The organism is Methylobacterium sp. WL8 (assembly GCF_008040045.1).
Taxonomy (GTDB): domain Bacteria; phylum Pseudomonadota; class Alphaproteobacteria; order Rhizobiales; family Beijerinckiaceae; genus Methylobacterium; species Methylobacterium cerastii.
Map to the genome: position 1 here is coordinate 52,403 of NZ_VRVF01000024.1, position 13,840 is coordinate 66,242.

Genomic DNA, 13,840 nt, shown 5'->3' on the forward strand with positions numbered 1-13,840 from the left:
TGAACGTCACCGACACCCAGACCTCGTCCTACGACATGGTGCTGACCACGAAGCCGACGGCGACCGTCACGGTGACGCTGGCCGGCGACGGCCAGACCATCACCTCGAGCAGCGACAAGCGCTTCAAAGCCGCGACGGGCACCTCGCCCGCCACCGTCACCTTCGGGCCGGACGACTACGACACGCCGGTCCACATCATCGTCGCGCGCGATCCGAACGGCGCCAAGACGACGAGCGACCTCAAGACCTTCTCGCGCCAGCCGCACGACGTCAGCGGCATCGAGGGCCCCCTGGTCCTCGAGGGCGGCGTCGGCCCGAAGAGCCGCGGCATCCAGCAGGCCGTCGTGCTGCCGGGCGAGAACAACCCGAGCGTCGCGCGGGCCATCGCCGACAGCGGCAAGCCCGACCTCGACCAAGTCATCGTCTACAACGACTCGACCACCGTCGGCGTGACCGGCGAGCTGACCTCCGACCACATCGGCGGCCTCGGCATGTCCGACTACGACGTGGTCACCAGCACCACGACCTATCGCGGCGGCATCACCTACAACGCGATGGGCGTGGTCCAGGTGCTGCTCGGCCAGGGCAACGACACCTTCACGGTGAAAAGCACGGCCGCGGCGACGCTGACGGAGATCGACGGCGGCGGCGGCGCCGACACCCTCACCGTCACCGGCTCGACCGGCCCCCTCGCCCTGTTCGGCGACACCTCCGCCGACAACAGCCGCTACGACTCGACGCCCGAGAACCCGACCGGCCGCGCCTACGCGTTCCGGAAGGCGGGTGCCGTCGGCGTCGACGGCAAGCCCGTGAGCCTCGACGACGTGATCGACGCGTCCGGCGCCACCGGCATCGTCATGATCGACGGCGGGGCCGGCAACGACCGGCTGACCGGCGGCCAAGGCCGCAACCTCATCGCGGGCGGCTCGGGCAACGACACCATCGTCGGCGGCCCCGCGGCGGACGTGATCCTCGGCGACTCCGCGTTCAACCTGAACGTCGCCACCCGCGTCCTCACCATCGACGACACCGGCAAGGCCGGCGCCGACACGATCGACGCGGGCGCCGGCGCCAACGTGGTCTTCGGCGACCACGGCCAGGTCTACCAGGACGGCCTCGCCACGCCGCAGATCTTCCTCGAAGGCACGCACGCGGTCACCCGCACCGTGTCCACCAACACGGGCGAAGGCGGCGACGACAGCATCACCGCCACCACGGGCGACAACGTCATCGTCGGCGGCGCCGGCGACGACCGCATCATCGTCGGCGCCGGCAACCACGTGATCTTCGGAGACTCCGGGGACGCGACCTTCGCCAACGGCCTGCTCGTGAGCGTCACCAGCGTCAGCGGCGCCATCGGCGGCGACGACCACATCGAGGCGCAGGACGGCAACTCGACCATCATCGGCGGCGCGGGCTCGGATTCCATCTCGGTGGGCCAGGGCGCGCAGGTCATCCTGGGCGACACCGGCGAGGCGACCTTCGGCGTGCTCGCCGGCGGCCGCGTGCTCTCGACGATCAAGACCAAGGACGGCGAGGCGGCGACCGGCGGCGACGACGTCATCATCGCCAAGGACGGCAACTCGACCATCATCGGCGGCGCGGGGTCCGACCGGATCACCGTGGGCGCCGGCACGCAGGTCGTGCTCGGCGACAGCGGCTCGGCGACCTTCGTCGACGGCCTCATCGCCACCGTGATCTCGATCGCCACCGGCATCGGCGGCGCGGACGTGATCAAGGCCGACGACGGCGACGCCACCATCATCGGCGGCGCCGGCAAGGACTCGATCACCGTCGGCACGGGCAACCACGTCATCCTGGGCGACAGCGGCACAGCCCTGTTCGTCTCCGGCGTGCTCGCCAGCATCGCGTCGATCGACCCCTCGATCGGCGACGACGACACCATCAACGCCAAGAACGGCAACACCACCATCCTGGGCGGCGCTTGCTCCGACACGATCACCCTCGGCACCGGCCGCCAGGTCGTGCTCGGCGACAGCGGCTCGGTGACCTTTGCGAACGGCCTCATCGCCACCGTGACCTCGGTCGCCACCGGCATCGGCGGCGACGACAGCATCACGGCCCAGGACGGCGATGCCACCATCCTCGGCGGCGCGGGCTCCGACACGATCACGGTCGGCACGGGCAACCACGTCATCCTCGGCGACAGCGGCTCGGCCGTGTTCCAGGCCGGCCTCCTGTCGAGCATCACCGCGATCGATCCCTCCGTCGGCGACGGCGACGTCATCACGGCCAAGGACGGCAACTCGACCATCATCGGCGGCGCGGGCGGCGACCAGATCACCGTCGGCACCGGCACCCAGGTCGTGCTCGGCGACAGCGGCTCGGCGACCTACGCCGACGGGCTGATCGCCACCGTGACCTCCATCGCCACCGATGTCGGCGGCCGCGACACGATCACGGCCTCCGACGGCGACGTCACCGTCATCGGCGGCGCGGATGCCGACACGATCAAGGCCGGCAAGGGCAACCACGTCATCCTGGGCGACAGCGGCAAGGCGACGTTCGCCCGCGGCCTCGCGCAGCACGTGGAGTCTATCGACTTCGATATCGGCGGTGCCGACACCATCACCGCCTCGGACGGCAACGACGTCATCATCGGCGGCGCCGGCAAGGATGCGATCACCACCGGCGCTGGCGACCACGTCATCCTCGGCGACAGTGGCCAGGCCGACTTCGTCGTGACCACCACCGGCAAGGCGATCGCCGTCCGCTCGCGGGTCGAGAGCCTGGCGCCGTCGATCGGCGACGCCGACATCATCACGTTCGGCACCGGCAGCAACGTCGTCCTCGGCGGCGCCGGCGGCGACGGCATCACCGGCGCGGACGCGGGCGCCGTGATCCTCGGCGACAACGGCCTCGTCACCTTCGAGGCCGACGGCACCATCCTGCGTGCCGTGACCGAGTCGCCAGAGATCGGCGGGGACGACAAGATTTCCGCGGGCGTCGGCAACAACGTCGTCATCGGCGGCGCCGGCCGCGATGCGATCACCCTCGGGGACGGCAACAACGTCGTGCTCGGCGACGGCGGGCAGGCGGACTTCGTCGGCGGCAACGTCGTCGCGGTCGCCACCATCGCCCCCGAGGTCGGCGACGCCGACACGATCACCCTCGGCGACGGGCGCAACGTCGTGATCGGCGGCGCGGGCGCCGACACGATCAAGGCCGGCGACGGCGCCGACGTGATCCTCGGCGACGACGGCCAGGCCACCCTCACGGCGGGCGGCTTGCCGATCCTGGTCGAGACCACCTACGACAACGTCGGCGGAAACGACCACATCACCGTGGGCGACGGCGGCAGCGTGATCCTGGGCGGCACCGGCGCCGACACGATCCAGGCTGGCAACGGCCGCAGCGTGGTGCTGGGCGACAACGGTCGGGTGCAGTTCGACGCCCTCGGCCGTATCCAGACAGCGGGGACCACCGCGCCGACCTCCGGCGGCGACGACGGCGTCACCCTCGGCGACGGCGGCAGCGTCGTCATCGGCGGCGTCGGCTCGGATACCGTGACCACAGGCTCGGGCGCCGACGTCGTCATCGGCGACAACGGCTTCGTGCGCTTCCAGGACGGCATCCTCGTCGAGGCACGCAGCCTGGAATCCGTCTTCGGCGCGGCGGACACGATCGACGCGGGCGACGGCCTCAACGTCGTGATCGGCGGCGTTGGCGGCGACACCATCGCCACCGGCAAGGATGCCGACGTGATCCTCGGCGACGAGGGCGTGGCCCTCTTCGCCTACGGCTTGCTGGTGCATGTCGAGACCGGCGATTCCAGCATCGCGGGCAACGATACGATCACCGCCGGCGACGGCGACAACGTGGTCCTCGGCGGCTCCGGCTCCGACACGATCACCACCGGCACCGGCGCCGACGTGGTGTTCGGCGACAACGGCTCGGTCGACTTCGTCGATCGGGTCATCGCGGAGGCGACCAGCCGCCGCGACGGCGGCGCCATGGACCGCATCAAGACGGGCGCGGGCGCCGACATCGTCGTCGGCGGCCTCGGCGGCGACGTGATCGACGCGGGCAAGCTCGACGCCGACGCGGACCTCGTCATCGGCGACGACGGCCACCTGACCTTCGACGCCCTCGGCCGCGTGACCCGCGCCGAGAGCCTCGACCCGACCTTGGGCGGCGACGACCAGATCGAGGTCGGCGGCGGCGACAACGTGGTGATCGCCGGCATCGGCAACGACACCGTGACCGCGGGCGCCGGGAACGACGTGGTGGTCGGCGACAATGGCTACGCGACCTTCGTTGGCGGCGTGCGCGTACAGTTCGCCAGCACCGATCCGTTCGCGGGCGGCAACGACACCATCGACGCCGGCGCGGGCGACAACCTCGTCCTCGGCGGCGCGGGCTCCGACACGATCACCACCGGCGCGGGCGCCGACATCGTGCTCGGCGACAACGGTACGGTGAGCTACGTCGCAGGCATCATCGCCGAGGTGGTGAGCGACCGCGACGGCGGCGCGGCGGACCGCATCGTCACCGGTGCCGGCGCAGACATCGTGATCGGCGGCCTGGGCGGCGACGTGATCGACGCGGGCAAGCTCGACGCCGACGCGGACCTCGTCATCGGCGACGACGGCCACCTGACCTTCGACGCCCTCGGCCGCGTGACCCGCGCCGAGAGCCTCGACCCGACCTTGGGCGGCGACGACCAGATCGACGTCGGCGGCGGCGACAACGTCGTGATCGCCGGCATCGGCAACGACACCGTGACCGCGGGCGCGGGCAACGACGTGGTGGTCGGCGACAACGGCTACGCCAGCTTCGTGGCCGGCGTGCGCGTACAGTTCGCCAGCACCGATCCGTTCGCGGGCGGCAACGACACCATCGACGCCGGCGCGGGCGACAACCTCGTCCTCGGCGGCGCGGGTTCCGACACGATCACCACCGGTGCCGGCGCCGACATCGTGCTCGGCGACAACGGCACGGTCGATTTCGTCGCCGGCGTGATCGCCGAGGTGACGAGCGACCGCAACGGCGGGTCGGCGGACCGCATCGTCACCGGTGCCGGCGCAGACATCGTGATCGGCGGCCTCGGCGGCGACGTGATCGACGCGGGCAAGCTCGACGCCGACGCGGACCTCGTCATCGGCGACGACGGCCGGCTGACTTTCGACGCCCTCGGCCGCGTGACCCGCGCCGAGAGCCTCGACCCGACCTTGGGCGGCGACGACCAGATCGACGTCGGCGGCGGCGACAACGTCGTGATCGCCGGCATCGGCAACGACACCGTGACCGCGGGCGCGGGCAACGACGTGGTGGTCGGCGACAACGGCTACGCCTCCTTCGTTGGCGGCGTGCGCGTACAGTTCGCCAGCACCGACCCGAGCGCGGGCGGCAACGACACCATCAAGGCGGGCGACGGCGACAACATCGTCATCGGCGGCTTCGGCAGCGACACGATCACCGCCGGCTCCGGCAGCGACGTGGTGCTCGGCGACAACGGCATTGCGACCTTCGTCAACGGCATCCGCTCGCAGTTCGCCAGCACCGACCCGACCCTGGGCACCGACGACCTGATCGATGCGGGCGCGGGCGACAACCTCGTCATCGGCGGCGCGGGCTCCGACACGATCGCCACCGGCGCGGGCGCCGACATCGTGCTCGGCGACAACGGCACGGTGAGCTACGTCGCAGGCATCATCGCCGAGGTGGTAAGCGACCGCGACGGCGGCGCGGCCGACCGCATCGTCACCGGCGCGGGCGCCGACATCGTGATCGGCGGCCTGGGCGGCGACGTGATCGACGCGGGCAAGCTCGACGCCGACGCGGACCTCGTCATCGGCGACGACGGCCGGCTGACCTTCGACGCCCTCGGCCGCGTGATCCGCGCCGAGAGCTTCGATCCGACCTTTGGCGCCGACGACGCCATCGACGTCGGCGGCGGCGACAACCTCGTCATCGGCGGCTTCGGCAACGACACCATCACCGCGGGCGCAGGCAACGACGTCGTCATCGGCGACAACGGGTTCGCGACCTTCACCAACGGTGCGCGCGTGCAGTTCGCCAGCACCGACCCGAGCGCGGGCGGCAACGACACGATCAAGGCGGGCGACGGCGACAACATCGTCATCGGCGGCGTGGGCGACGACAGCATCGCCACCGGCCTCGGCAGCGACGTCGTCCTCGGCGACGACGGCGCCGTGAGCTTCACCGGCGGCGTGCTCGCCCTCGTGACGAGCCTTGACCCGATGGTCGGCGGCACCGACACGATCACGGCGGGCGACGGCGACAAGGTCGTCATCGCCGGCGGCGGCAACGACACCGTCACCCTCGGCACCGGCCGCGACATCGTCCTCGGCGACAACGGTTACGCCAAGTTCGTGCGCGGCGTGCGCTCCGAGGTGAGCAGCACCGATCCGACCTACGGCGGCCAGGACGTCATCGTGGCGGGCAACGGCGGCAACGTCGTCATCGCCGGCGTCGACCGGGATTCCGTCACCACCGGCTCGGGCTCCGACATCATCCTCGGCGACGACGGCATCGTCACCTTCGAGGGCGGCGTGATCGCGACCCTCGTCACCCTCGATCCGCGGGTCGGCGGCAACGACACGGTCAAGGCGGGCGACGGCGACAACGTCGTGGTCGGCGGCTACGGCCGCGACCAGATCACCACCGGCCTCGGCAACGACGTGATCCTCGGCGACCAGGGCGAGCTCACCTTCGCCGGCGGCCGCATCCTGCAGGCCACCTCCACCGATCCGACCCTCGGCGACGACGACGCGATCGCGGCCGGCGACGGCGCCAACGTGATCATCGGCGGCGCGGGCCGCGACACGATCACCGCCGGTGCCGGCGCCGGCGTCGCCCTCGGCGACAACGGTGCGATCACCTTCCGCGCCGACGGGACGCGCGCCCTGGTGCGCACCACGGACGTCGAGACCGGCGATGCCGACAGCCTGAACCTCGGCGGCGGCGACAACCTCGCCCTCGGCGGGACCGGGGCCGACACCATCACCACCGGCTCCGGCGCGGACGTGATCCTCGGCGACTTCGGCTCCGTGACCTACGATGCCGCCGGCCTGCTGAGCCTCGTCCTCTCCACCGATACGGGCCTCGGCGGGGCCGACACGATCATGGCCGGCGACGGGGCCGACACGGTCCTGGGCGGCTTCGGCTCCGACACGATCGGCACCGGCGACGGGCGCGCGCTCGTCCTCGGCGACAGCGGCCGCATCGAGTACGCCGCCGGCGTCGTCACCCTGGCGCGCAGCCTCGACGCCGCCATCGGCGACGCGGACGCGGTCACCCTCGGCAACGGCAGCAAGGTGGTGATCGGCGGCGCGGGCTCCGACACGATCCGCGCCCTCGACGGCGACGGGCTCGTCATCGGCGATGCCGGCTTCGTGCGCTTCGTGGCGGGCCGTCCGTCCTTCGCGGCGACCACCGACGAGATCGTCTCCGGCGACGACTCCGTCACCCTCGGCCGCGGCAACGCGGTGGTGCTCGGCGGGTCGGGCTCCGACACGCTCACCGTCGGCGACGGCCGCTCGGTCGTCCTCGGCGACAACGGCACCGTGGCCTTCGACGACAAGGCCCGGGCTCAGGAGATCACCTCCACGGTGTTCGACGTCGGCGCCGGCGACGTGATCTCGGCCGGCGACGGCGGAAGCGTCGTCCTCGGCGGTGCCGGCGGCGACCGGATCGCCACGGGCTCCGGCTCCGACGTGATCCTGGGCGATTCCGGCGCGGTGACGCTCAGCGCCTACGTCCCGGTGCTGGTACGCAGCCTCGCGGCCGCAATCGGCGGCGCCGACACGATCCAGGCCGGCGACGGCGACAACCTCGTGATCGGCGGCGCGGACGCGGACAAGGTCACGGCGGGCTCCGGCCGCGACGTGGTCCTGGGCGACGTCGGCCAGGTCTCCTTCGACGCGGCCGGCCGCTCGGTGCAGGTCCTCTCGACAGACACGGGCATCGGCGGCAACGACACGATCGACGCCGGCAACGGCGACAATATCGTCGTCGGCGGCTTCGGCTCGGACGCCATCACCACCGGGACCGGCTCGGACGTGGTCCTCGGCGACAGCGGCCGAATCGACCTCCTGGCCGGCGTGCTGGCGACCGTGACGACCCTCGACGCCGCCACAGGCGACGCGGACCGGATCACGGCGGGCGACGGCAGCAACGTCGTCCTCGGCGGCGCGGCCGGCGACACCATCGCCACGGGCTCCGGCGGCGACGTGGTCCTGGGCGACGCGGGCCAGGTCACCTTCGATGCGGCCGGGCGCCTCGCCCAGATCCTCTCGACGGATACCGGGATCGGCGGGAACGACACGATCGACGCGGGCAACGGCGACAACATCGTGCTCGGCGGCTTCGGTGCCGACACGATCACCACAGGCGCGGGCTCGGACGTGGTCCTTGGCGACAGCGGCCGGATCGACCTGTCGAAAGGCCTGCTGACCGCCGTGACCACGATCGACACCGCCTTCGGCGCCGGCGACCAGATCCGGGCCGGCGACGGGGACAACCTCGTCTTCGGCGGCGCGGGCAACGATGCCATCGTCACCGGCTCGGGCGCGGACGTGATCCTCGGCGATGCGGGCGCGGCTGTCCTCTCCACCGGCCTGCTCGTCGGCGTCGCCACCATCGACCCGACCGTCGGCGGCGACGACACCATCACGGCCGGCGACGGCGACAACGTCGTCCTCGGCGGCGTCGGAGCCGACACCATTGCCACCGGCAGCGGTGCCGACTTCATCCTCGGCGACAACGGCGCTGCGGACTTCGTCTCCCTCGGCGGCCTGCGCACCCTGCGCCGGCTCCAGTCCACCGACCCGCTGGCCGGCGGGGCCGACCGCATCGACGCGGGCGCGGGCAACGACTTCGTCGCCGGCGGCACCGGGGACGACTACATCGTCGGCGGCGACGGCCACGACGTCCTGTTCGGCGACCACGCGCTCTACGACACGGCGCTCCCGGTCAACCAGCGCGGCGTGGCGATCTTCGCGGCGGCCACCGACGGCGCCGGCGACGACGAGATCCACGGCGGCGCCGGCGACGACTTCATCTTCGGCGAGCAGGGCAACGACCGCCTGTTCGGCGAGGACGGCGACGACGACATCGTCGGCGGCAGCAACGTGATCGGCGCGGTCGACGGCGACGACGTCATCTCCGGTGGCAACGGCGCCGACGTGATCCTCGGCGACAACGGCCTGATCACCCGCCACGTCCTCGTCGACGACGTGAAGGCGATCGCCTGGGAGATGAACCCGGCGCCGTTCGGCGACACGGTCCTGCGCGAGGTGATGCCGTTCGATCTGATCGACGGCGTGGCCGGCAACGACGTGATCTCGGGCGATGCCGGCGACGACCGCCTGTTCGGCCAGAGCGGCGACGACCGCATCTCCGGCGGCGACGGCGCGGACGAGATCGTGGGCGGCCTGGGCCGCGACACGATCGACGGCGGCGGCGGCGCGGACATGATCCTCGGCGATGTCGGCCGCATCGTGCGCGCCTACCGCGCCGACGGCTCGGCGCTGCTCAACAGCGACGGCACCTGGCACCGCGACGTGGTGCTCGAGGAGGTCGGCACCGTGACCTCCGTCACCGCCACCGACTCGCGTGGCAGCGTCGACCAGACCATCGCCACGACCATCAACGCGCTGGGCAAGTCCGACCTGCTCCTCGTCACCGGTGCGCGGGACGCCTCGGGTGCGAAGATCCTGACCGCGGGCGGCGCGGATGCCACCTCCGTGCTCGCGGTTTCGCTGGCTGCGGCCTACGATGACGTCATCGACGGCGGCGACGGCAACGACGTGATCTTCGGTCAGCGCGGGGACGACACCCTGCGCGGCGGGGCGGGCGACGATCTCATCTTCGGCGACCGCGCCTCGAACACGGCCGGCATCGTCTCGGACGAGCCGACCATCGTGAACGCGATCCGCATCATCGGCGCCCCGGCGCAGGCCGGCCTCGACCTGCCGCTCGGCGGCGGCGTGGTCGTGCCGGCCGCCAACCTCCTTCCGGAGGTGATGAACGCCAACGCGCCGCGCATTGAAGTCTACCCGAACCTGATGGGCACCGTCGCCGACATGGCAGGGGCCGGGCCGATCAAGCGAACGGACGGTACGGCGCTCACCGTCTACGCCTCTGTCGTGCCGACCCTCTTCGGCGGGCACGGCGTGCTGCCGGGCAACGACACCATCGACGGCGGCGACGGCAACGACACGATCTACGGCGACGACAGCCAGACCTTCGCCCTGGACGTGACCCGCTACGCCGCCCTCAACGGCCGGATCGACGCCGTGACGCTCTCGATGCAGGCGGCCCTGGTCATGCTCGACAGCCTGACCTCGGGCCTCGACATGATCGACAATGCCACCGGCCAGCCCTCGGCCGACACCCTGCGCTTCGGCAACGACACGATCACCGGCGGCGCCGGCAACGACACCATCGTCGGCGACGCCGGCCGCACGATCGTGCGCGGCGGCGGCCCCCTCGACGACCTGTCGCTCGCCACGGCCACCGCGCTCGCGCGGTTCCTCGGCGACATGCGGACCGCGATCAGCGACCTCACGGCCTCCGTGAGCCGCGCCCGCGAGTACGTGGTGGCGTCGATGGAGCCGGTGTCGGGTCGGACCAACACCTTCCAGGTGACCGGCACGCCCGACATGTTCAAGGCGCGCCACCACCTGGTGCTCGGCAACGACGTGATCGATGCCGGCGACGGCGACGACCTCGTCGTGGGCGACAACCTCTTCGTCGTCCAGGCGGGCGTCGCCCGCACCGACGCGACCCTCGACGGACGCGGCGACGGTCAGGCCGCGGAGGTGAACCGCGTGCTGGCCGGGATCGGGGCCGACCAGGACGCAAGGCTCGCAGCGCACCTCCTGGCGGATCACCCGGTCGACGCGATCGCCAAGACGGCCTCCGAGATCCTGTTCGGCAACGGCCAGGGCTTCTCCCTCAGCATCGGCAACGACCGCATCCTCGGCGGCCGCGGCAACGACGTGCTGATCGGCGACGTCGCGATGATCCACCTGCCCGTCGACGGCACCAACGACGGCACGGCCACCACCGCCGAGTCCCTCATCGCCGACCGGGTCCAGGTCATCGCCCGCCTGTTCTCCGGAACGACGAGCCCGTTCACCTGGAACGGCTCGAACCGCGGCACCGGCGTCCTGCTCAGCGCGGCCACGAGCGGCTGGGGACCGGACGGCCGGTACTTCGCCCGCGACCCGGGCCAAGTGCTGATCAACCACGACGTGATTGACGGCGGCGAGGGCACCAACCGCCTCTTCGCCTCGACGGTGATGTTGGTGCCGGCGCTTGACACGGCCGGACAGATGATCGGGCCGAACGCGCTCTACGCGCTCGCCCCCGGCGAGGTCGGCCAGCCGCTCGGCGGCATCGCCCTCGGGCAGTTCCGCTCCAGCGTCGGCATCCTCACCGGTGCCGGCTCCCCGAGCTACGTCCTGAACTTCGCCAACGGCTCGGCGGTGTTCGGCAAGTACACCACCGCCATGCTGGCGCAGTACAACGCCACCTACTGGAACACCCCGGCCCCGGGCACGGCCTACGGCCTCTACCCGTACGGCAGCTTCCACTTCGGGACGCAGACGGGTGTCGGCGGGCTCTTCCCCTGGGGCTACAACTACCCCTTCGCCAACAACCCGCATCCGGGGAAGAAGGCGGTGCTGGCCTGGTACAACTACATCCAGGCGACGACCCCCTGGCAGGGCGGCGCGTCGTGGGGCGGGCAAATCGTGTACCCGTTCCTCAACGACCCGCATCCCGGCAAGAAGGCGGTTCTGGCCTGGTACCACGGCCTTCTGGCCACAACGCCGTGGCTGGCCCAGCAGGTCGGCGCCATGATGTCAGGTACGACACCGTCCTACGTCTCAGGACAGGACGAGATCGCCAACGGCAGCGGCTACCAGTTCCTGACCGTGCGAAAAGGGGTCGCATACTGGTCCTTCGACGCGGGCGTCACCTTACCCAATGCCGGCGCCCCGGAGGCGAACCTTCGCGCGGCTCAGGCCGCCGCCGGTACGCCGATCCAGGCCGTGTCCCATGCGCCCTACAGCGCTGCAGACATAATCCGGGCGATTGGTGACACCAGCATTGTGCTCAAGGTCTCGCCCGATCAACTGAAGGCGAAGTCGCCGACCTACACGACCTATCTGTTCGACGAGGCTAGCCAAAGCATCGTCGAGGCAGGCAAGGAGAACCCAGTATTCTTCATGTGAGGACGGCGCTCGACTACAGCGGCTCCCGCGACTGTCGTCGCGAGGGCCGCGCGTCGTAAGAACTGGCCTGCCCCCATTGAAGTGGCTCTTCGCCAAGTTTGGTGGATTGGGTCGGCTTGGGGGTGCTGGGAGGCAGCTCCTGGCTAAACCGGGCAGGGATTCTCAGATCAGGGCATGACCCTTCTCTGTTACATCCCCGGTTGTCGCGTTCTCCACGTGACGCGTGCGGAGAGCACGGCCCTTCGCAGTACCGCTCAAGCGAAGCGCGATCATGCCCGTTGCCCAGGTTGTCGTACGGTCAGCCGGTCAGTGCATAGTCGCTATCACCGGCGTCCCGCCGACCTACCGACGAGCGGTCGGGAGGTGCGTCCGACCCTGACGATCCGGTGCTTCTACTGCCACGATCCTGCTTGCGCGCGTCGGACCTTCGCCGAGCGTCTGCCCCGCCTTCTCGACCGCTACGCTCAGAGGACCCGCCGGCTGGCCGAGGCCCAGGTTCGGACCGCGCTGGCGCTCGGTGCCACGCCCGCCGCAAGGCTGCTGCCGCACCTGGCCAAGGCTGCTGCCGCACCTGGCGATGCCGACCCGTGCCACGACACTGCTGCGTGACATCCGCAAATGGCCGCTGCCGACCCGATCCAAACCGATCATCGTCGGTGTCGACGATGGGGCCCTGCGCAAGGGGCGAACCTATGGCACCATCCTGGTCGACCTCGAACGCCGCCGTCCCATCGACCTGCTGCCGGATCGTTCGGCCGCGACGCCGGCGGCTCGGCTCCGGCGAGACCCGCAGATCCAGGTCGTGGCACGGGATCGCTCGACCGAATATGCACGTGGGACCACCATGGGTGCGCCCGATGCCGTTCAGGTCGCAGACCGATGGCATCTCCTGCTCAAGACCCGGCAGATGGTCGAGCGCTGGCTCGCCCGCGTCCATCCGCGTCTGAAGCTGTTGCCGGCCGTGGCCCCGTCGTCGCCCTCGATCCGGCGCGTCACGGCTTTCCCACGCGCACCGTCCGAGATGCTCGCGCGAGCTGCTGCCCGTAGCCGATGGGAAGCGGCCTACGATGACGTGCGTCGCCGCCATGCGGAGGGACAGTCGCTTCGGCGCATCAATCGCGAGACCGGCCTGGCCCGAGCCACGGTGCGCAAGTACGCCTTCGCCGCGAGCGTCCCCCGGAACGGCATGCGCGAGCCGAAGCCGAGCATGCTCGATCCTTATCTCGGGCATCTGCATGTCCGCCTGGATGAGGGGTGCGAGAACGCGACGCAACTCTGGCGCGAACTTCAGGGTGTCGGATTTGCCGGCACCGCGAAGCAGGTGCGTCGCTGGTTATCCGAGCGGCGCGCAGGCTCGGCCGGAACGACCATCCGGTCGTGTCCCAGGCGGTGGTGTAGCTGAGGGGTGGTCATCGGCGGTTGCCGGGTAGGGTCGGGTTGCGACGACCAACCCCGAACCCGAGAGACCCCCGATGACCGACGAGATCATGGCCCTGCGCGGGCTGATGGAGAAGAGTGCCGACGCCGATCTGCTGCGTGAGATGATCGGTTTTGCAGCCGAGCGACTGATGGAGCTGGAGGTGGGCGGCCTGACCGGCGCGGCCCACGGCGAG

The 13,840-nt window shown here is 71.0% G+C and carries 1 protein-coding gene and 2 pseudogenes (1 of these 3 only partly in view); all 3 read left to right on the forward strand.

Annotation, left to right across the window (positions count from 1 at the left end):
• Positions 1-12,227, forward strand: partial view of a GLUG domain-containing protein gene (locus tag FV234_RS26175; RefSeq protein ID WP_187273648.1) — the 3' portion only. 31,684 nt of this gene lie to the left of the window's left edge; the window shows 12,227 of its 43,911 coding nt (coding positions 31,685-43,911); its start codon lies beyond the left edge, outside the window; it ends in the stop codon at positions 12,225-12,227.
• Between the two features lie 174 nt (positions 12,228-12,401).
• Positions 12,402-13,599 (forward strand): annotated as a pseudogene (locus tag FV234_RS11095) (ISL3 family transposase); the annotation flags it as partial.
• A 100-nt stretch (positions 13,600-13,699) separates the two neighbouring features.
• A pseudogene (locus FV234_RS11100) lies at positions 13,700-13,840 on the forward strand (IS256 family transposase); the annotation flags it as partial.